At 62.8% G+C, this 21,083-nt stretch carries 19 protein-coding genes; 11 read left to right on the forward strand and 8 right to left on the reverse strand.

Annotated features, from left to right (window positions below; translation table 11 throughout):
* Positions 1-208: 208 nt before the first annotated feature.
* A complete protein-coding gene (locus tag P2869_RS20725) occupies positions 209-1,054 on the reverse strand; it encodes a M15 family metallopeptidase (protein WP_277599398.1) in 846 nt (281 codons plus the stop codon).
* A gap of 121 nt (positions 1,055-1,175) precedes the next feature.
* Here P2869_RS20725 and P2869_RS20730 point away from each other — a divergent pair, with 121 nt between their 5' ends.
* The 3 genes from P2869_RS20730 (at position 1,176) to P2869_RS20740 (ending at position 6,149) form a co-directional block, all read left to right on the forward strand.
* Positions 1,176-2,216: a hypothetical protein gene (locus tag P2869_RS20730; RefSeq protein ID WP_277599399.1), complete on the forward strand. Its 1,041-nt coding sequence runs from the start codon at positions 1,176-1,178 to the stop codon at positions 2,214-2,216.
* A 406-nt stretch (positions 2,217-2,622) separates the two neighbouring features.
* Positions 2,623-4,839: a TonB-dependent receptor gene (locus P2869_RS20735; protein WP_277599400.1), complete on the forward strand. Its 2,217-nt coding sequence runs from the start codon at positions 2,623-2,625 to the stop codon at positions 4,837-4,839.
* Positions 4,840-4,850: 11 nt separating this feature from the next.
* Positions 4,851-6,149 carry a PepSY-associated TM helix domain-containing protein gene (locus tag P2869_RS20740; protein ID WP_277599401.1) on the forward strand — a complete coding sequence of 433 codons (1,299 nt, stop codon included), beginning with the start codon at positions 4,851-4,853 and terminating at the stop codon, positions 6,147-6,149.
* A gap of 87 nt (positions 6,150-6,236) precedes the next feature.
* Here P2869_RS20740 and P2869_RS20745 read toward each other — a convergent pair whose 3' ends face one another.
* The 6 genes from P2869_RS20745 to P2869_RS20770 all read right to left on the reverse strand — a co-directional run bounded on the left by P2869_RS20745 (position 6,237) and on the right by P2869_RS20770 (position 12,249).
* Positions 6,237-7,076, reverse strand: coding sequence for a zf-HC2 domain-containing protein (locus P2869_RS20745; RefSeq protein ID WP_017777333.1), 840 nt, complete (start codon positions 7,074-7,076; stop codon positions 6,237-6,239).
* Positions 7,073-7,606: an RNA polymerase sigma factor gene (locus tag P2869_RS20750; protein WP_017777334.1), complete on the reverse strand. Its 534-nt coding sequence runs from the start codon at positions 7,604-7,606 to the stop codon at positions 7,073-7,075. The genes P2869_RS20745 and P2869_RS20750 overlap by 4 nt, the downstream gene beginning before the upstream one ends.
* Before the next feature lie 210 nt (positions 7,607-7,816).
* Positions 7,817-8,617 carry an ATP-binding cassette domain-containing protein gene (locus P2869_RS20755; protein ID WP_017777335.1) on the reverse strand — a complete coding sequence of 267 codons (801 nt, stop codon included), beginning with the start codon at positions 8,615-8,617 and terminating at the stop codon, positions 7,817-7,819.
* A complete protein-coding gene (locus P2869_RS20760; RefSeq protein ID WP_277599402.1) occupies positions 8,617-9,615 on the reverse strand; it encodes an ABC transporter permease in 999 nt (332 codons plus the stop codon). The genes P2869_RS20755 and P2869_RS20760 overlap by 1 nt, the downstream gene beginning before the upstream one ends.
* Complete coding sequence (locus tag P2869_RS20765; RefSeq protein WP_126876531.1) at positions 9,615-10,706, reverse strand: sugar ABC transporter substrate-binding protein; 1,092 nt, start codon at positions 10,704-10,706, stop codon at positions 9,615-9,617. The genes P2869_RS20760 and P2869_RS20765 overlap by 1 nt, the downstream gene beginning before the upstream one ends.
* Before the next feature lie 490 nt (positions 10,707-11,196).
* A complete protein-coding gene (locus tag P2869_RS20770; protein ID WP_277599403.1) occupies positions 11,197-12,249 on the reverse strand; it encodes an aldo/keto reductase in 1,053 nt (350 codons plus the stop codon).
* 181 nt (positions 12,250-12,430) lie between these two features.
* On the opposite strand from P2869_RS20770, the gene P2869_RS20775 reads away from it, so the two are divergent.
* From P2869_RS20775 to P2869_RS20805, 7 genes are all read left to right on the forward strand, one after another.
* The gene (locus P2869_RS20775; RefSeq protein WP_017777339.1) at positions 12,431-13,345 is read left to right on the forward strand and encodes a LysR family transcriptional regulator; all 915 of its coding nucleotides are present in this window, start codon (positions 12,431-12,433) and stop codon (positions 13,343-13,345) included.
* Between the two features lie 446 nt (positions 13,346-13,791).
* On the forward strand, positions 13,792-14,631 hold the full coding sequence (locus P2869_RS20780) for a transporter substrate-binding domain-containing protein (RefSeq protein ID WP_042301261.1): 840 nt from the start codon (positions 13,792-13,794) through the stop codon (positions 14,629-14,631).
* A gap of 33 nt (positions 14,632-14,664) precedes the next feature.
* Complete coding sequence (locus tag P2869_RS20785; RefSeq protein ID WP_277599404.1) at positions 14,665-15,390, forward strand: amino acid ABC transporter permease; 726 nt, start codon at positions 14,665-14,667, stop codon at positions 15,388-15,390.
* A gap of 13 nt (positions 15,391-15,403) precedes the next feature.
* Positions 15,404-16,051, forward strand: a complete 648-nt coding sequence (locus P2869_RS20790) for an amino acid ABC transporter permease (protein WP_126876527.1) — start codon at positions 15,404-15,406, stop codon at positions 16,049-16,051.
* Positions 16,048-16,800, forward strand: coding sequence for an amino acid ABC transporter ATP-binding protein (locus P2869_RS20795; RefSeq protein ID WP_277599405.1), 753 nt, complete (start codon positions 16,048-16,050; stop codon positions 16,798-16,800). Before P2869_RS20790 ends, P2869_RS20795 begins: the two co-directional genes overlap by 4 nt.
* A 97-nt stretch (positions 16,801-16,897) precedes the next feature.
* The gene (locus tag P2869_RS20800; protein ID WP_277599909.1) at positions 16,898-17,659 is read left to right on the forward strand and encodes an IclR family transcriptional regulator; all 762 of its coding nucleotides are present in this window, start codon (positions 16,898-16,900) and stop codon (positions 17,657-17,659) included.
* Between the two features lie 34 nt (positions 17,660-17,693).
* On the forward strand, positions 17,694-18,095 hold the full coding sequence (locus P2869_RS20805; protein WP_277599406.1) for a RidA family protein: 402 nt from the start codon (positions 17,694-17,696) through the stop codon (positions 18,093-18,095).
* A gap of 22 nt (positions 18,096-18,117) precedes the next feature.
* Here the strand turns inward: P2869_RS20805 and P2869_RS20810 are convergent, their stop codons facing one another.
* Positions 18,118-19,590, reverse strand: a complete 1,473-nt coding sequence (locus tag P2869_RS20810; protein ID WP_277599407.1) for a mannitol dehydrogenase family protein — start codon at positions 19,588-19,590, stop codon at positions 18,118-18,120.
* A gap of 284 nt (positions 19,591-19,874) precedes the next feature.
* Here P2869_RS20810 and manD point away from each other — a divergent pair, with 284 nt between their 5' ends.
* Positions 19,875-21,083 carry a D-mannonate dehydratase ManD gene (gene manD, locus P2869_RS20815; RefSeq protein ID WP_277599408.1) on the forward strand — a complete coding sequence of 403 codons (1,209 nt, stop codon included), beginning with the start codon at positions 19,875-19,877 and terminating at the stop codon, positions 21,081-21,083.

A 21,083-nucleotide genomic window follows, 5' to 3' on the forward strand; every position in this document is an offset into this window, starting at 1 on the left:
AGCGTAGCGGGCCCCGGTTGCCGGATCGTGTCTGGATGGCGACAGATGCCGCCCGCAGCAACTGCATGGCGGTTATCGCAATTTCGTGAAGGAAAAATGACGAAGGGTTCGAAAGTCCCGTTTGCACAGGATTGAACGCGCCATTTCCTGGCGGTGGAAATTGTTAAATGCCCCATGCGCCCCCTTTCTTATGTCGTTTTCGCGCAATTTAGTGCGCGCGGCCCAATACGAACCCGGGCTTGTGATATTCGACGTGCCCCAGATCCATCATTTTCCAGCGGCCGCCCCATGTGAGACCGACCTGCTCGGCGGTCTGTCCGTACAACTCGTAGCCTCGCATGGCCCATGGATCTTTTTCTGAAATGACCAGCTTGCCGTCACGCAAAAAGGCATTGTCCGCGGCCAATCCATATTGGTGATAGCTCTGATACGCCGCGGCATTGGTCACGTTTCCCCCCATCTGCGCGAGCCGGTTTTGCCGTTCCGGGCTGCGATAGCCTTCCAGCAAGGCCATTTGATAACCGTATTGCTCATGCATGATCTTGTACACGAGCAATAAGCGCGTTCTGAAATCGGCGTCCAGCAGGTTCCAGTCGCGGCTCGCGTCCTGCAGCGCGGGCCGCACCTGCTCGACTTCCTGCGTGGCGAAGACCTCCGGCGGAAGCGGCGGCGGGGGCACGAGCTGCTCGCCATTCAGCAGGGCAGCGATTTTTTCGTCGGGCACCCGCACATTGTCGTCATATTGAAATAGCTGACGGCCTCTCAATGCAATTGCAATCAACGGCGGCGTGGCAAGAATACCTGTGGCAGTAAAAATCAGCAAGCGCCGGCGTATCAGCAAATTTTGCACGTCGGCTAAAGTTGTTTGGGAAATTTTTGCCGATTTATGTAATTGCTCGCGAGTGCGCATTGCATGCGCTGATGCACGGCGCATCACGCGTCCGTGAATCTGGAAGGCCGCACCCAGAATGGATGCGCGCACTGCCGGCAAAAGGACCATTGCCGCGGCCAGCACGACGACAAGGAAATAGAAAGTAAGGACCGCTGCAATCAAGGTGCACCCCGCAATTTGCTGGCAATTGTATTTTGTAATGCGAGACTTTAGAATCAGCCTGCTCGCCAGGTTCGGACATTATTATCGCGGCGAATTAAACAAGGATTCAATGAGACAGCGAATGAGTGCGCCGGACAGCCCGAATTCCAGAACCCCGCCCAGCCTGCTTTCCGATACGGCTCCGGCAAGCGAAGCCAATGGTTCGCGCATCCTCGCGAACCTGGAAGGCCGTGTCGTACCTCCCGCAGAGAAGAAGCCGCCGCGCGCGAAGAAGCCGCTCGTGGTGGGCGGGTTGCTGGTCGTGGCGCTGGCCGCAGTGGGCGCCTGGCAACTGCAAGGGCGCTACCAGACGCATCCTGCTGGCGCAGCGCAGGGCGATGCCGCGACTACTTCAGCGACAACTTCAGCAACAACTGCCGCGGCACAGGCGAGTGGCGCGAGCGCTGCTCAAACCACTGCGGCCAGCCCCGCGCCGGCTTCTGCGTCGCAAGCGGCAACCATCGTGGCCGACGATTCGGCGAGTGCACCGAATGCGTCGGGCGCGGCGTCGTCGCCGGACGTGGCATCGGCATCAGGGGCTGCCGACGACAATCGCCTGTCCCGCGCCCTGGCAAATGGGGCTGAGGACACAGGCGCACCGGCCTCTGCCACCACGCTTGCGGCTGCGCCGGCGAAGAACGCGAAGTCTGCCTCTGCCGCTGCGCCTGCAGCGAACAGCAAGCAACATGAGACAGTCGCATCGCGCGGCAAACATGAGGCGCCGAGTGGCGTCCACCATGCGGCGAAACCGGTAGCCGTAGCACAGACGCAGAAGTCTCGCGACACGAAGGGCGGCAAGACCCACGACGACTCGGACGCGGACTTGCTGGCCGCGCTCGTCGCGCGCACGAAGCCGTCCACCGAGTCTGAGAAGGAAGCGCCTGCGAAGCCTGCGCAGTCGAAGCAATCTTCGGCGAAGCAGGCCAATGCGAAGGAAACCTCGAAGCAAGCCCCGACAAAAATCGCGGCATCGAACGCAGGCGATGTGCGCCTCGCGGAGCGCGTGAAGGAGTGCGGCCAGAAAGGCTTCTTCGAAGACCAGCTCTGTCGCTGGCGTGTCTGCGACGGGCATTGGGGTAAAGACCCGGCTTGCCCAACTGCCGCGACGACACGGCAGCCTTGACGCGCCCGCGCGCCTGCGCGGAACCGGTATCGCGCTACCGTTAGCTGTTCTTCAAACTCTCCAGATGTAGTAACGCCGCCCTGCCTGTTGTGCCCTCGCTCGGGCGCGCTGCAGGGCGGCTTCTGCTTCAGCGTCATCCGGTCGCGGTTCCGCGAACGCTTCCCCGTTCAGTTTTCTCCCTGTCGACAAGGCCGCGCCCGAAACGCCCGCGTTGCCGGACTATTGCCATGTCACGCGAGGGCGCCCTCCTGGTGGCCCTCCAGCCGTCCCACTCCGCACGCTGCGCATTTCCTCTTGCGATTTGCATAGTCCTCCAGTACGATGCGCACAAAATCTAAATGCAAATGACTCGCATTTAGATTTTGTGCGTGGATCACCAGACCAACAAAGAGCGAATCGACAAAGCATGGGAACAGACTTCGGGGCTGTGCGGCACGCGGTGCCGGCGCAGAAGCGCAACCGGTGCGCGTGGCAAATCGCCTTGGCATTTTCCTGGCTCGCGGGCCAGCCTGCCTGGGCCGCGACGACAGCCGACAGTACGAATGCCGGTGTCTCAACGACGCCGTCCGCTGCGCCGGCGAGCGATGCGAAGCAGGGCGACACCGTGCTACCTGCCGTGACGGTCAGCGCGGCGACGGCGGGGGAGTCCGAGCAGCATCTGGAAACGAAGGTAGCGACGGGCGCGCTCGGCAGCCGCTCGCAGCTCGACACGCCGTTCTCGACCACGGTAGTGGACGAAGAGGAACTGGCGGCGCGTCAGCCGGGCAAGCTCGGCGACATCTTCATGGGCGATGCCTCCGTCTCCGACAACTCCGACGCGAACAGCGCCTGGGCCAGCTACATCACCGTGCGCGGCTTGCAGCTCGACTGGCAGAACGGTTTCAAGATCGACGGCATGCCGTTCAACGGCTATGGCATCACGCTGCCTTACGAGCAGTTCGAGCGAGTGGAACTGCTGAAGGGGCTCTCCGGCTTCATGTACGGTTTCGCAACGCCGGGCGGCATCATCAACTACGTGACGAAACAGCCTGGCGCGACGCCTGTGCGTAGCGTCGACATCGGCTATCGCAACAACGGCGTGTTCAGCGAGCATGTCGATTTGAGCCAGCGCTTCGGCCCCAGCCAGATGTTCGGTGCGCGCCTCAATGCCACGCACGAGGAGGGTAAGACCTATAACGAAGGCGAGTTGAATCGAAACTCGGTATCGCTCGCACTCGACGCTCAATTGACGCGGTCGCTCTCCGCCGATTTCAACCTGCTCTACCAGGAGCGCAGCGCGTCCAACCAGCCGCCGTCCATTTCGGTTGCGCAGTACACCGGCACGAGCCTGCCCGCGACGATCAGCGGCGGCAACGGGAACCTCAGTAGCGCAGGCCAGCATCTGAACACGAACCTGCAGCTCTATACCGGCGGCATTCATTACAAGCTCTCGCCGGACTGGACCGCGAGCCTCGTGTACAGCTACAGCACCGCGCGGCGAGATCGCAACGAAAGCACGCTTTATCTCGCGAACAGCTCGGGCGACTACACCGACTCGCGCTTCTACGGCATCGAAGCGCATCAGTACAGCCAGATGCAGGCGCTCGTGGAAGGCAAGGTGCGAACGGGCATGCTTGCGCATCAACTGGTGTTCGGTGCGTCGTGGCAAAAGCAGGTGAACTACTACGAAGACGGCAGCTTCTACGGCACCATCGGCACGGGCAACATCTATTCGCCGAACCTGAATGCCTACTATCCCTCCGTCAACGCAGGCACGTATCGGGCGAGCGACATCACGCAAAAGGCCCTGTTCGCTAGCGACACCGTGCAGATCACCGACCGCTGGTCCGTGCTCGCGGGCATTCGTTACACGAACTACGAGCAACGCGGATTCGATCTGACCGGCGGACAAACTTCGTCGTACGGCAAGAACGGCGTGATCACGCCATCGTTCGCGGTGATGTACAAGCTCGACCCGCGTACGACGGTCTACGCGAGCTATGTCGAGGCGCTGGAGGCGGGTGCTTCCGTCGCATCGACGTACGCGAACGCCGGTGCGCTGCTCAACCCGCTGCGCAGCAAGCAGTACGAAGTCGGCATCAAGACGGCGCACAACCGCTGGAGCGCAACGGCTGCGTTGTTCCGCATTGAACGTGGCGCCGCCTATGCGAACAGCGAAAACGTTTATGTTCAGGATGGCGAATCGATCTATCAGGGTCTCGAAGTTGCGGGCGCCGCGCAGATCGGCTCGCAGTGGAACGTCGGCGGCAGCATGATGCTGCTCGACTCCTGGTACGCGAAAGGCAGCACCTACAACGGTAACCGCGTGGCGGGTGCGCCGCGCTTCGTGGTGGCAGGACATGTGGGTTACATCGTGCCCGCCGTGCCGGGGCTCGAGCTTGGCGTGGATGCCAAGTTCACCGGCAACACGTCGCTGCGCGAGGCGGGCGACCTGAGTGCAGCGGGCTTCCTGCTCGTCAATCTGGGCGCGACCTATCGCACACGCGTCGGCGCTCACGACGTCACGCTGCGCGCCGCGCTCGACAACGTGTTGGGCCGCCGCTACTGGGAATTCCAGTACGCCGACTACGTGAAGCCTGGCGATCCGCGCACGATCAGCCTGAACGCGAAGATCGATTTCTGAGCGGCGTCGAGATGTCCGTGAGACCCATCCTGGTTCGCCTGCATCGCTGGTTCGGGCTTGGAACAGCGGTATTCCTGTTCCTTTCGGGACTCACGGGCTCGATCATCGCCTGGCACCGCGAACTGGACGCTGCGCTCAACCCCGCGTTCTTTTATGCCAACACGTCGGGGCCAGCATTACCGTCGCTCGAACTGGCGAAGCGCGTTGAAGCCGCGGACCCCCGCTTGCGCGTGACCTGGCTGCCGCTTGCAGCGGAGCCGGGGCGCACGTTGCAAGTGCTCGTCGCGCCGCGAAACGATCCTCATACCGGCAAGCCCTACGCGCTCGACTTCAATCAACTGGCGATTGATCCCACTACGGGCGCAGTTCAGGGCCGTCGCAAATGGGGCGCGTTGTCGCTTTCGCGGCTCAATCTGCTGCCGTTCCTCTACGAACTGCACTACACGCTCTATCTGCCGGGCACGGCGGGCGGCCTGGCGACAGGCGTATGGCTCCTGGGTTTTGTCGCCATCGTATGGACGCTTGATAGCGTCATCGCGTTGATGCTCGCGTTTCCCAGCTTCAAGACATGGCGCAAGTCGTTCGCGTTTCGCGTGCGTCGCGGCGGTTACCCGCTGGCCTTCGACGTGCATCGCTCGGGCGGCGTGTGGGTATGGGTGCTGTTGGGCGTGATCGCCGTCACGTCGATATCGATGAACCTCCGGGAGCCGGTTGTGCGCCCTGTGTTGTCGATGTTCTCCACGCTGGCGCCCGAGCCGGAGAGCGAGGCGAAGCCCTCAGCCCAGCCGCAGCCGCAACCGGCGATGTTGAGTCGCGAACGCGTTCTCGAACTCGCGAGCGCCGCTGGGCGGCAGTTGAAGCTGCGCGCGGCGCCAGGCGGACTCTTCTTTTCACCGGATCGCAACTACTACGCGGTGGGCTACTTCGCCCCTGGTGACGACTACGGCGACTATCACCTTGGCAACGCCTGGACCTATTGGGATGCCACGACCGGAACGCAGATTGCGCGTACCGTGCCGGGCGTGGGCAGCGCGGGCGACCTCTTTCTGCAGGCGCAGTTTCCGCTGCATTCGGGGCGGCTGTTCGGTACGGCAGGGCGCATCGCCATCAGCTTCATGGGCGTCATGGTCGCGACGCTGAGCGTGACGGGCATCCTGATCTGGATGAGGAAGCGGGCAGGGCGGCGGGCGGCCGCGTTGCAGACGAAGCGCGAGGGCAAAGCGAGGCGAGCGAATCCGCAACGCGATGAACGACCAAGCGACGAGCGAAGCATCAACGCGCCACGTGCGGCAGAACCCGCACAGAAATAACCCGGCGAGAAGCGTTCACACACCCTTGCTACGCTCAGCATGAGCGACGACGGCTCTGCCGACTTCGTGCATCCAGACCACACACGCTCACGTCATCGAGTTTCCGCGCGGCGTGTTCTCCGTCGCATTCCCATACAGATCGCCCGTTTTTCCGTTGACGATCCGCTGCGCCATCTCGTTCAGATCGACGCTGTCGTTGCGCGCGAGCAGCACATAAGCGAGCTTGTTGGCGCGCCACGTCACGGTCTTCATTTCGCCTACTTGCTGCGTGCGAAGCGGAGCGTCGCCGTGCGTATCTTCAATCACGCAGAGCGCGACCGGGTCGCCGCGTTCAGGCAGATACACCATCTGAATCAGCGGACGGTTGTGGTAGTAGAGCACCTGCACGCGCTTGAACTTGAGTCCTGCCTCGCGCAGGTCGGGCACACGAATCGGCATGCCCTGGCGCTGGCTCAGGTCCGTGAGAATCTGCTCGGTAGCGGTGTGGTCTTCCTTGAGGCTTGCTACCGTTTCGCGACCGTAGAGCACCTGATAGTCGGCCACGCTACGCACCCACGGATCAACGCCCGCGTGCAGCGCATTTCCGCTCGCGAAATACGCGGTCAACACACCGGAGCAGATCGCGCCCGCGACGAACGCTGCGGCGAGCCACGGCATCTGCGTGCGGCGAGCCGGCCGTGTTGCGCGTTGCGGCGGCGTGCTCACGCTCACGAGTTCGTCGATGCGGCGCGTGAGGCTCTGCGGCACGGGCGGCAGATGCTGGCGCTCGTAGGCCGCGCGATACGGCAGGCACGATGCGCGCAACGCCGCCACGCGTACCGACAGATCGGGCGAATGCGCGACGGCGGCTTCCACCTCGGCGCGCTGCTCGGGCGGCAGTTCGCCGTCCACGTACAACATCAGCAACGTATCGTCGACGTTCGTCATAGTGCTTCCCCCTTGCGGGTGGAGGCTGGCGCCTGTACCCCGAATTGTTGTCCGACCGTCAGCCTCGCGCGCGAGAGCCGGCTCATGATGGTGCCGATCGGCACGTCCAGTACCTCGGCGGCTTCGCGATAGCTGAGTCCTTCGATGGCCACCAGCACCATGACCACACGCTGCGCGTCCGGCAGCGATTCCACCGCGCGAATGACCTGGCGGTGCATGAGATCGACTTCGGGGTTGTGTCCGGAGGGGTCGGCGAACGACTCGATCTCGTCGTCCTGCCAGTCCATGCTGCCGCGGCTGCGAATGGAGCGCGAGCGCAGTTCGTTGAGCCACGTCGAATGCACGATCGAAAACAGCCAGCTGAGTGCCGACGTGCCAGGCTGAAGCTGATTTCTTCGTTCGAGGGCGCGAACGCACGCACGCTGCACCAGGTCTTCGGCGTCGTGCTGGTTCTGCGTGAGGCGCAGCGCAAACCGCCACAGCCGCGGAAGCAGCGTGGGCAGCACGGCTGGCAGGTCGTCGTCGTTCATCGAATCGTTCCGGTATCGGTCACGCGCGTACCGGAATAACAGACAGGACGAAGAATTATTCCACGCGAGCCGCGAAATTTTGGGCGGGGACTTCGCGACGCGAAGGGACTGATCTTGAAGTGATGGGTGAAGGGAATATGTAAGGCGCTATCGAGGTGCACGAGCGCAACGGCGCGCGACGCCCTGCGGCCCGCGCCGATCACAAACGGCTTAGCGCGTGCCCGTCCGCATTTCGCGATATTCGCGGCGCACGATGTCCATCAACTCCGCCACCGACGTGCTCGCGCAATCGCGTTCGTAAGTCACGCGGCCGCGCTGCATCAGCATGATGCGATCGGCAATGTCGAGCGTTTGCGCGTAGTTGTGCATGATCATCGCGATCGAAAGGTTGCCCTTTTTCTTGAGCCGCATGATGAGGTCGATGATGAGTCCCGCCTCGCGGGCGCCCATGGCCGCGAGCGGTTCGTCGAGCAGCAGGATGCGCGCGTTCGAATTGACCGCGCGCGCCACCGCAATGGCCTGGCGCTGGCCACCCGAAAGCTGCTCCACAGGCAAGTCCACCGAAGGCACGTGTACGCCGATATCTTCCAGGCACTCGGCCGCGCGCAGGCGCATGGCGCGGTTATTGAGCAGGCGCAGCGGGCCGCGATGCACGATCTCGCGGTTCAGGAACATGTTGTGATAAATGCTCAGCGAGTTCGCAAGCGCGAGATCCTGGTAGACGCATTCAATGCCGAGCGCGCGCGCGTGGTCCACGGAGCGCAGCTCCGTTTGCTCGCCGTGCACGAAGAGCTTGCCGCTCGTCTGCGGATGAAAGCCCGTGAGGATCTTCATGAGCGTCGACTTGCCCGCGCCGTTGTCGCCGAGAATGCCGAGAATCTCGCCCTGGCCGAGGCGGATGTTCACGCCGTCCAGCGCCGTGACCGCGCCGAAGCGCTTCACGATGTTCTCGCCGCGCAGCGCATCCACGGTTGCCGCCGCCGTAACCGGAGTCGTAGCGGTGTCCGTCATCACAGCTCTCCTTTGCGCGCAAGCCGCATGACGTGGATGTTGATGATCATCGCGGCCAGAATGGCCGCGCCCAGAATCATGTTGAACGTGAACGCGTTGATGCCGATGAGCGTGAAGCCGTCGTTGAGAATGCCAAGCACCGCCGCGCCGATGAAGCCGCCGATGATCGTGCCCGAGCCGCCCGCGAGCGGTGTGCCGCCAATCACCGCGGCTGCCACGGCGAGGAACATGATCTGGTTGCCGCCTGCCTGCGGGTCGATCGAACTGATGCGAAAGCCTTCCAGAATGCCCGTAAAGCCCGCCAGCAGCGCGGCAATGATGAAGTTGCCGAGCTTGAGCCGACGGATCTGGATACCGGCCTCGCTCGCGCCCAGCGGATTGGCGCCCGCCGCAATGGTGTGCAGGCCCCAGCGCGTGTAGCGCAGCGTGACGTGCATCACGAGCGCAATCGCCACGGCCCAGATGATTTCGCTGTAGCCCCACGCACCCATGAACGAAGCGAACGCTTCGCCCTCGGGCGGCGTCACGGGCGTGCCGCGTGAAATGGTCAATGTGAAACCGTTGACGAAGAAGAGCGTGCCAAGCGTAGTGACGAACGACGGAATGCGCAGATACACCGTCATGGCGCCATTCACGAAACCCACCGCCGCGGCCGCAAGCACGCCGGCAAGCACCGCGGCCCACGCGGGCGCGCCGGCCTCGCTCGCGAAATGCATGACGAAAGGCGCAAACGCAAACACCATGCCGGCCGAGAGATCGATTTCGCCGCCGATCATCAGCATGATTTCGCCGCACGCGATGATGGCCGCGGGCGCGATGAACTGCGAAAGGTTCTGCAGGCTCGCGCCTGTCAGAAGAAAGTCGCGGTTCATGAATTCGAAGTAGGCACTGAGAATCAGCGCCACCACGAAGATGCGCGTTTCGCTCGAACGTGCAATCGCGCCCAGCCGCCGTTGCGGCCGGGCACTGCTGCTCTGTCTGTCAGCCACGGAAGACATTACGACTTGATCCCGCCGCTGCGCGGCACGATTTGCGCCTTGGTGCTCTTGCCTTCATAGCGCGTCGACGTATTGAGATAAGGCTCGACCGTGCCCTTCGTCACGAACTTGAGACCGGTATTGATGTTGGCCGGACCCACCAGCCCACCGGACGCGAGGAACACGAACGCCTCCAGAACAGTATAGAAGCCCTGCACGTAGGGTTGCTGGTCGATCGTGAAGTCGAGCACACCTTCGTGAATCAGTTGCACGGTGCGCGGCAGCAGGTCGAAGCCGCCGCCGTGTACGCCCTTCGACTGAAGATTCGATTCCTTCATGACTTCGGCCACGCCCTGTGTGCTGCCCGCGTCCACGGCGAACATGCCTTTCAGGTTCTGGTGGCCGAGGTAGAACGACTTGATCTTCGAGAGTTCCTCGTTGACCGTCGCGCCCGTCGCGATGGTTTGCGCATCGATGTTCTTGCCCGACTTCTTGATGGCCGCCATCGCGCCGTCGAGACGCGGCTGGATGTTGAGCTGCCCCGGCGTAGCGATGAAGAGCGCGACGAGTCCGCTGTCGATCAGGCTCGCAATGCGCTCACCCATCTGATACCCGGACAGATACAGGTCCTGACCGATGTACGCAAGACGCGGATTCGTGGTGCCCGACGGTGCGTCGGCGTTGTACGCGAACACCGGGATACCGGCGTCGAGCGCGTTCTGAATGGGTTTGTCGAAGGCTTTCGGATCGACAATGGGCACCGCGATCGCATCGGCTTTTGCTGCAACGGCCGCATTCAGCGCATTCACCATTTCGCTGACGTCGGCATTGGCGGACCCGGTCCATTGATAGTCCATGCCGAATATCGCAGTCGCGTCCTGAATGCCATATTGCGTTGGCACAAAGAAAGGATTCGTCGTCACGTGATTGACGAATACGATTTTCCACCGCTTATGACCTGGAAATGGCGCAGCTTCCGCCGCCTGTGCCGGCGAAATTGCACCGCCAAGCAATGCCATTGCCGTGGCGAGCCCTGTTCCCAGTGCGGCTCCCTGCAATAGTCCGCGCCGGGAGTCGTTCACCTGATCCGCGTCGTCACGCTTTTGCGCCATGATGGTCTCCTGTTTCCGTCGTGTTGAGTGTCGTATCGTCAACGGCGGCGCAAGCTCGGAAGAGAGCAGGCACCGGGCATCACAACTTCCTGCGGCGGCCGCCGGCCTGTCGCTCATGCGTGGGTGGTGGGGCGGGCTGCGGCGTGGAAAAAATGCTATATCAGGCGGTTTTGTCCAATAATCGCGGTATACCCTTAACTAGTCGGACTATTTTTACGGAACTATCTATATAGTGGGGTTTCAGTATTTCAATTACCTGGAATGGTAATACTATAGATATTTTTCTAGATATTGGGAAAACGCAGGAAAAGACTGGATTGCGCGCCCGCACGCTTAATGAAGCTTTCGAAATGAAATAAAGGCTGGCAACCCGTAGACATATCGCGCTACGGCGAATATCCGCGTTTGCGCAGGCCACAAAAGGAAGGGCCGGTGCTGCGCTATGGGTATAGCACAGCACCGGCCCATGCAGCGGACCTAACCTGCGTGTTTACTTCATGTACGGCGCAATCAGCGAAAGGTCTGCGGCGCCCAGGCGATCGCTTGCCGTTTGCATCTGGTGCCAGTACGGGTAGAGCAGCGGGGGCTGGCTGACCTTGTCGAGTCGCTCGCGCTCTTCCGCGGTGAGCTTGAGATTGGCCGCGCTCAGGTTGTCGCGCAGTTGCGCTTCGTTGCGTCCACCGATGATGACAGACGCCACCGCGGGACGCCCCAGCAGCCACGCGAGCGCGACCTGCGCCGCCGAAACGCCGCGTGCGCCCGCAATGTCGACGAGCACGTCGACAATGGACCACAACCGTTCCTGATCGCGAATGGGCGGCTCTTTCCAGCCCGCCAGCTGACGCGTGCCCTCAGGCGTGACGTCGCGACGATGCTTGCCCGACAGCAGGCCGCCCGCCAGCGGACTCCACACGAGAATGCCGAGCCCCTGGTCAAGCGAGATGGGCACGAGTTCGTATTCCGCTTCGCGCGCTTCGAGCGTGTAGTGAATCTGCTGGCTCACGAAGGCCGGCAGACGATCGCGCGCGCTGACGCCGAGCGCTTTCATCAGATGCCAGCCCGAGTAGTTCGAGCAACCCACATAACGGACCTTGCCTTGACGAACGAGCAGATCCAGCGCTTCGAGCGTTTCTTCGAGCGGCGTCACGCCATCCCATTCGTGCACCTGATACAGGTCGATGACGTCGGTCTTGAGGCGCCGCAGGCTTGCCTCGCAGGCCTCGATCAGATGATGGCGCGAGAGGCCGCGATCGTTCGGGCCATCGCCCATCGGAAAGCGTGCTTTGGTGGCGATGAGCACGCCGCTCTTGCGTTTGCCGCCCAGCGCTTCGCCCACGATCTCTTCAGACGCGCCGTTCGAGTACACGTCTGCCGTATCGATCAGATTGACGCCTGCGTCGAGGCACATGTCGATCTGGCGGCGCGCTTCGTCGAGTCCCACTGTGCCGACGTTCGCGAATTTGCCTTTGCCGCCCATCGTCATCGTGCCGAGTGTGAGGCTCGATACCTTGAGGCCGGAACGGCCCAACTGGCGATATTCCATGATGAAACTTTCTCCGCTTGAGGGGTTACCGTGATTGCGGCCGACGCGCGACCGATTGCGTAAGGAGTTCCATGACGATATAGAACATCGACCTATCGTTCCAATGGAAAAATGTGCTTAAATTAAGCGCGATTTTCGATTAATCCTGCATTCATTCCGCTTTCACTTTGCGAGGCGCAGCGTGGACCTGAAGCAGTTGGAGCATTTCGTTGCCGTTGCCGAAGAGCGGCATTTCACGCGTGCCTCACAGCGCGTGAACGTGGTGCAGTCCGGCCTTTCAGCTTCCATTCGCGCACTCGAAGAAGACCTGGGCGGTCCGCTCTTCGTGCGCAGCACGCGTCGTGTCGCACTCACGGCTGCGGGCGAAGTCCTGCTCGAAGAAGCACGCCGCGTGCTCGCGGCCGCGCGCGAGGCGCGCCACGCCGTGACGCAGGTGCATGGGCTTGCGCGTGGGCGGCTCAGCATTGGCGCCATTCACGGTCTTGCCCCTTTCATCGATTTGCCCGCATCGCTGGGCCGTTTTCGCGCGGCGTTCAGCGGCATCGACATCGAGCTCACGCTCGACGGCTCACGCACGCTGATCGACGACGTTCGCGAAGGCCGCATGGACATCGCGTTCACGCAACCCGCCGTGCCGATTCCCGATGACCTCGGGCTGCGCATGTTCGCGTGCGAGGGCATGGTGGTGGTGTGCGGGGCGCGCCATCGCCTTGCCGGCGCGCATGGATTGAGCCTGTCCGATCTGGCCGGAGAGACCTTCGCAGACCTGCGTCCCGAATGGGGCATGCGCCGGCTCGTGGACCGCGCCTTCGCTGCAGCGGGACTGCATCGGCACATCGGTTTCGAGGTCAACGACATTCCCATGCTGCTGGATCTCGCGGCCGAAGGGCTCGCCATTGCGATGGCGCCCGAATCCGTGGCCGCTGCGCGAATGCGCGAGACGCGCGGTGCGCCCATTGCCACGGCAGCGCTCAACGAGGCCGACGAGCCGTGCTGGGAACTGGCAGCCGTGTTCAAGGGCAAAGAGGGCGAACCCGCAACGCCTGTGGCACGCGCTTTTCTCGACATGCTCGGTCTGCCCGAGGTGGCTGCGTAACGACGTCTTTCGTCGTCTTTCGGCTTCTTTCGTTTCACCCGCCTCCCCACCCGCCACACTGTTCGCGCGCGCATTTCGCGACATCAATCGCCGCATCTCAGACGCCATTTCGAACCGCCCCACACGTCGCCATCGATGCATATAGGGCAAGGCAAACACGCGTTCTGCCCACGGTAAAGCGAGCTTCGCTGTCGTGCTCCATGTCGCTGTGAAGCCCCCTCGCTGCATCCTCACCGGTCCGCGTATTCCCCATTGCAGCCGTTTTTTTTCCATGAAACACTGCGCTCCATCTGCTGTACCGGACGACGATCCGGTATATCGGACAGCGCGGCGACCAACCTTGATCTCGTCGCCGAACGCATCGTGCCCTCATGCGGCGGCCTGCTTGTGCCCGTCTTTTTGCGCGTATTCGCATGGGATTCTTTACTCCGTATCGGGATCGAAAAATGAAACACGTCAGAGTGAGCGCGAAGTTCGCCGGTTTGTTCGTCGTAGCGGGTCTGCTCGCGCTGGCAGGCTGCACGAAAGTGGCAAGTCCCGGCGAAGGCGCAGCCGCGGCCGGCGGCTCCGCGTTGCAAGGCGTGTTGCAGCGCGGCACGCTGCGCGTGGGCGATTGCCTTACGTTCGCGCCGTTCGGCTTCTACAACAAAGACGGACAACCCGACGGCTACGACGTCGACCTCGCAAAGGAACTGGCGAAGGAAATGGGCGTAAAGCTCGAGATCGTGAACACGACCAGCGCGAACCGCATTCCGAATCTGCAGACTGACAAGGTGGACGTGGTGTTCTGTAACTTCACGCGCAACCTGGAGCGGGCGAAGGAGATCGCGTTCACCACGCCTTATGTGGTGGCAAGCGAGGCGTTGCTCGTGAAGAAGAGCAGCGGCATCAAGTCGGTGAAGGACATGTCGGGCCGCACTATCGCCACCGTGAAGGGGTCGACCAACGGCGACGAAGTGCGGGCGCTCAACATCCCCGTCAAGATTCAGGAGTACGACAGCTCGCAGGCAGCCATTCTCGCCGTGAAGCAGGGCCAGGCCGACGCGATGATCGAGGACAACAACTTCCTCGCGTACCAGGCGAAGCTCGACCCGGACCTCGCTGTGACGGACGAAGCACTCGTGCCGCTCGAATACAACGCGTTCGGCGTGAAGGCCGGCGACCAGCAGTGGCTCAATTACCTGAACCTGTTCCTCTTCAACGTCAACGCGTCGAAGCTCAATGCGCAGCTGTACAAGAAGTGGTTCGGCGTCGATCCGCGCTATCCGCTCAACCCGCAGTTCTGAGCATAGCGTGCGGCACGCGCAGAGGGAGGCGAGATGAGTTACCAATGGCTGACACTATGGGGCTACGTGCCCGAGTTCGTGCGGGCCGCATGGCTCACGCTGCAGGTGACGCTGCTCGCCTTCTGTCTTGCGTTGGCGTTGGGTCTCGTGACTGCGCTTGCGGCCGGGTCACGCGCACGTGTGCTGCGTTTCGCCGCGAGCGGCTACATCGAGGCGATCCGCAACACGCCGGTGCTGTTGCAGATCTTCATCGTATTTTTCGGCCTGCCGTCGCTCGGCGTGAATCTCGATGCGTACACGGCGGGCGTGATTGCGCTCGGTGTGAACGTCGGCGCTTACATGGCCGAGGTGTTTCGCGCGGGCATTCAGTCCGTGCCGCGCGGGCAGATCGAGGCCGCCGGCATTCTCGGGCTGGAGCGGCCGCAGATCTTCATGGAAGTCGTGTTGCCGCAAGCCGCGCGCGCCGTGTATCCCGCCATCGTCAATAACCTGATCCAGCTGTTGCTGGGCACTTCGTTGTTATCGGCCATCGCATTGCCCGAACTCACCGGGACGGCAACGGTCATCAACTCGCGCACGCTGCTCTACATCCAGACCTTCGCGGTGACGCTGGTGGCGTATCTCGTGCTCAGCAATGCGCTCTCGTGGATTGCCGGGCGTATCGGTGCCCATCTGTTCCATCCGCCGCTCGTCGCGCCACGTCGTGCGCGTCGCGTGTTGCCGCTGTTGCGCGAGCCGAATCGCACGCGAGCGGGCTAAACGGAGACACGACATGTCAGCGGATCTGTTGATGTCCAGCCTCTCTATCCTGCTGCAGGGCCTGCTCATGACGCTCGCGCTTTCGGCCGCGTCCATCGCGGGCGGAACGGCGATCGGGCTCGTAGCGGCCGTGCTGCGCGCATTCGGCCCATGGGGCACGGCCCGCGTCGCAAAGCTCTACGTCGAGCTTTTTCGCGGCACGCCGATACTCATCACGCTGATGTTCATCTACTTCGGCGTGTCCTACTTCGGCTATGCAATCGATGTGTTTGCCGCGGGCGTGGTGGGCCTGAGCATCTATCAGGGTGCGTACATTGCCGAGGTGTTCCGCTCGGGCATCGAAGCCGTGCCCAGAGGGCAGTGGGAAGTCTCGCAGATTCTGGGGCTCACGAAGACGCAGGCGTTCTTCTCCGTGGTACTGCCCCAGACCGGCAAGATCGTGCTGCCGCCGCTCGTGGGCCAATATCTCTCGCTCATCAAGGACACGTCGATCGTGAGCATGATCGGCATGTCGGAACTCATGCATGGTGGGCAGGCCATCGTGGATCGCATCGGTCAGCCCGTGCAGATCTACGGCCTCGTCGCCGTGCTTTATTTCGTTGTCTGCTTCCCGCTCTCGCAGTGGGTGCGTCGCCACGATCGAAGGAGGCTGCCGTCATGACCATCGCGACTGCATCGAAACCTGTCATTAATCTCACGGGCGTCAGCAAGTCGTTCGGCGCCACGCAGGTGCTCAAGGACGTGAATCTGGACGTTCGTCCCGGCGAGGTGCTGGTGCTCATCGGCGCTTCGGGGTCCGGCAAGAGCACCGTGTTGCGCATCATGAGCGGTCTCGAAACCGCGGACGCCGGCGAGGTCTGGGTCAACGAGGTGCCGCTGCACGACGCACGCCGCGCGAAGGAAATTCGCGGGCACGTGGGTATGGTGTTTCAGCAGTTCAACCTGTTTCCGCACAAGACGGCGCTCGGCAACGTGACGCTCGCGCTCATCAAGGCGCGCGGCATGAACCGTGAAGAGGCGAACCGGCGTGGCATGGAAGCGCTGGACCGTGTGGGTCTTGCCGATCGCGCGGCGCACTATCCGAGCCAGCTTTCCGGTGGGCAGCAGCAACGCGTGGCGATTGCGCGCGCGCTCGCGGTGGAGCCCGGCATCATGTTCTTCGACGAAGCTACGTCCGCGCTGGACCCGGAACTGGTGGGCGAAGTGACCGACGTCATGCGCGGCCTCGCGCGCGACGGCATGACGATGGTCGTGGTCACCCACGAAATGGGCTTCGCGCGCAAGACCGCGGACCGCGTGGTGTTCATGGACAAGGGCGTGATTGCGGAGCAGGGCGCACCCGAGCAGATTTTCGTGAACCCGCAGAACGAACGTACGCGGCAGTTTCTGCATCGCGTGCTGGACCACTGAAACGGCGCGGCGCACATGCGCGTGCCGGGCGCTGCGGGCAGGCGCCTCGACAACATCGAATCGACACACGACACACATGGCCGAGAAAGACGAAGGAATCTCCACGCCCGCATCGTCGCGGGCACGAGGCGTAGAACGCATCATCGACATCTTCAGGCAACTGCACACTGCCCGACGACCCATGACCATGCGCGAGCTGATCGAAGCAACCGGTGCGCCGCGCTCGAGCATCTACGAACTCGTGGCCATTTTCTCCGAGGCCGGCTGGCTCGAACTGAGCGGCGACGGTAGCGTGTTCTTCGGCCGCGAAATGCATTACTTCGGGGCGGACTACGCCGCGCACAACGACCTGATCAGCCGCGCGCATCAGTCCATCTTGTCGCTCGTGCGCAAGCACGATGAAACGGCGCAACTGTGCACGCTGGAAGGCAACAAGTACACGGTGATGCTCTCGGAGAGCAGCTCGCGGCCGTTCAACATCAGCTCCGACATCGGCGTGAAAGTGCCCATTCCATGGACCGCGACGGGCCGCCTGCTGCTTGGCCACCTGAGCGTCAACGAGATTCGCGCGCTGATTCCCGACGAAGACTTCGTGCTGGAAAACAGCACGCGCATTGCGTTCGACGACTTCCTGCGCGACGTACAGCACGCCGACGCACAAGGGTATTGCTGCACGGAAGGCCTCTCGCATACATTCCGGCTCTGTATGGCCGCGCCGATTCGCGACCGCGCGGGCACTGCGGTTGCGGCGCTGTGCTTCATGACGAGCCGCGACACGGACCCGAAGAAGCGCGAGCTGATGCTCGAGGATCTGATCAAGTCGGCAAAGGCTCTATCGGAGCCTTATTCGCGGCTGTAACGCAAACCTGCATCGAGCAATGGAGCGCAGCGACATGGAAAACACGACGCGATTCTGGATGGTGGAGGGCGCGCCGACGCCCGTGGGTCCTTTCTCGCATGCCACGGAGAGCGATGGCTGGATCTTCGTCACCGGCCAGATGCCCACTTCGCCGGACGACGATAGCGCGCCATTGCCCGAAGGCGTTGTGGCGCAGACGCGGCGTGTCATGGACAACCTCGTCATCGTGCTGGAAGGGCTGGGTCTCGGCCTCGAACACGTGGTGTCGACGCGCATCTTCCTTACCGAGTTCAAGCGCGACTACGCCACGATGAACGCGACTTACGCCGCTTATTTTCCCAAGGGCCGACTGCCGGCGCGAACCTGCATCGGCGTGACAGGTCTTGCGCGCGATGCGCTGGTCGAGATCGACTTCGTTGCGCGTCGGCCGGGCTGATGACGTTCCCGGCACGTGCACCTCACGCGTAGGCCGCGATTGCTTCCCGCGTGCCGCGCTGCAACGCCGTGAGTGCGTCGAGCAATGCGCGTCTTAACGGCTCGCTCTGTGCCAGCGCAGCGGGAAACACCTCGCGCACGTCGAGCAGAGCCTCCATCAAGGCACGATTGTTCTCTCCTGCGGATACCGCGAGCCCGTGTAAGCGTTCGGCCAGCGGGTCGTGAATCTCGTACGACGTACCATCGTCGCGGCGCCCGCGCAGAAAACGCATCCAGGCGGCGACGGCGAGTGCGAGTCGATCGAAAGGCAGGTTTGCCTCGATGCGTTCGGCAATCGGTGCGACGAGGCGCGGCGGAATTTTCTGGCTACCGTCCATTGCGATCTGCGCGCAGCGATGTTTGAGCGCAGGGTTTGCGTAGCGTGTGAGCAATGCATCGCGATACGCGAGCACGTCGAACGAGGCGGGTACACGCAACGTGGGCGCAATGTCCAGCGTCATCATGGCGTGAATCAGACGGTGCAACTGCGGATCGGCAATCGCGGCGTCCACGGTGTCGATGCCCGCCAGCATCGAGAGATAGGCCATCGTCGAATGCGTGCCGTTCAGCATGCGCAGCTTGGCCATTTCGAACGGCGTCACGTCGTCCACGAGCTGCGCGCCCGCTAACTCCCATGCGGGACGTCCGAGCGGAAAGCGGTCTTCGATCACCCACTGACGAAACGGCTCGCAGGGCACGGGCGCAGCATCGCCGTATCCGTGGGCGGCCGCAGCGGATGCGCGGTCGGCGTCTGTCGTCGCCGGCACGATGCGATCCACCATCGTGGACGGAAAGGCGACCTCGGCGGCGATCCAGTCGGCGAGTGCCGGGTCGAGTGCGCGCGCGAATGAAGCGACCACCTGCCGCAGTGCCGCACCGTTGTGTGCAAGGTTGTCGCACGAGAGCACGGTGAACGGATTGCCGCGACGCGCGCGCAGTGCCGCCACGAGAATGCCGGGCACGGTCTTCGGCGTGGCGGGATGAGCGAGATCGTGCGCGATGTCGGGATGAGCGAAGTCGACGTTGCCAGTGCGCGTATCGCGGCAATAACCCTTCTCGGTCACGGTGAGCGAGACGATGCGTACGTGCGGGTCGGCGAGGCGTGCAAAAAGCACAGCCCGGTCATGCGGCATGGCGAGCACCTCGCTCAGCGCACGCACGACCGTGACGCGCTCGCCTTCGGGTCCGCGTTCCACCACGCTATAAAGGCTGTCTTGTGCCGTCAGCGCGTCGCGCTTCGTCACGTCGCCTTGCAGCGTCACACCGCAAATACCCCATTCCCCGCCCGCTGCAATCATCGCCTCTTCGGTATAGAGCGCCTGATGTGCGCGATGAAAGTTGCCGATGCCGATGTGCACGATGCCAATGCGCGGTTCGTGCCACGCGGCCGAAAGCAAATGACGGCTGAGCGAGGGCAATGCATGCCGCGTGAGACGTGATGTGTGAGCGAGGGTCATGACGGCGCGGGAAATGGGTGAATGAAGTGAAGAAGCCGGGGCGACGCACGTGAGTGTGCCTCAAGCCTCGCGGTCTGGACGAGCCGCAAGCGCAATGCCGCGCGACGTCCGCGTTATCCCTGGGGCGACGAAAAGGCGATCCCGGCTTGTGCGCGAATACTTGTATGGTAGCATGACCAAACCTTATCGAAAGACGTGAGCAGGCAACGTGTGCGAGCAGACACAAGCCTCGCCGCCGTGCGTCTGAAAGCGTCATTCCCTCACCTCGCTGCAAGGATCGAAGAATGAAGATCGTTCGCGCGGACGTGATCGTCACGTGCCCCGGCCGCAACTTCGTCACGCTGAAGATCGTGACGGACGAAGGGCTGTACGGCATTGGCGACGCGACGCTGAATGGCCGCGAACTCGCGGTCGCTTCGTATCTCAAGGACCATGTGTGCCCGACACTGATCGGGCGCGACCCTGGCCGCATCGAAGATATCTGGCAGTACCTGTACAAGGGTGCTTACTGGCGCCGTGGGCCCGTCACCATGACGGCGATCGGCGCCGTGGACATGGCGCTCTGGGACATTCTCGGCAAGGCCGCGAATCTGCCGCTGTACCGGCTGCTGGGCGGTGCCTCGCGCGACGGCGTAATGGTGTACGGCCACGCCACCGGCCGCGACCTTCCCGAGGCGCTGGAGCGCTATGCTGAGCACGTCGAGGCCGGTTACAAGGCGATCCGCATTCAGTGCGGTATCCCGAACATGGGTTCGGTATATGGCGTCTCGAAACGCGCGGGCGCCTACGAGCCGGCGACAAAGGGCGCGGTGGACGAGCAGAGCTGGTCGACGGAGAAGTATCTCGATTTCGTGCCGAAGCTCTTCGAGGCCGTGCGCGAGCGCTTCGGCTTCGACACGCATCTGCTGCACGACGTCCATCATCGGTTGACACCCATCGAGGCGGCGCGCCTCGGCAAGGCCGTTGAACCCTACCGGCTCTTCTGGCTCGAAGACCCGACGCCCGCCGAAAATCAGGCCGCGTTTCATCTGATTCGGGAACATACGGTAACGCCCATTGCGGTGGGCGAGGTGTTCAACAGCATCTGGGACTGCAAGCAGCTCATCGAAGAGCAACTGGTCGACTACATTCGCGCGACGCTCACGCACGCGGGCGGCATCACGCATCTTCGGCGCGTGGCGGATCTCGCGTCGCTCTACCAGGTGCGCACGGGCTGTCATGGCGCGTCTGACCTGTCGCCCGTCTGCATGGGCGCGGCGCTGCATTTCGACCTGTGGGTGCCGAACTTTGGTGTGCAGGAGTACATGGGCTATCCGGAAGCAGCGCTCGATGTCTTCCCGCATGCGTGGCGCTTCGAGCGCGGCGTGATGCATCCGGGCGAAGTGCCGGGGCACGGCGTCGATATCGACGAAGCGCTGGCGGCACGTTATCCCTACGATCCCGCGTGGCTGCCCGTCGCGCGGCTCGAAGACGGCACACTGTGGAACTGGTGA

Source organism: Paraburkholderia sp. SUR17, assembly GCF_029536165.1.
In the GTDB taxonomy this organism is placed as follows: domain Bacteria; phylum Pseudomonadota; class Gammaproteobacteria; order Burkholderiales; family Burkholderiaceae; genus Paraburkholderia; species Paraburkholderia kururiensis.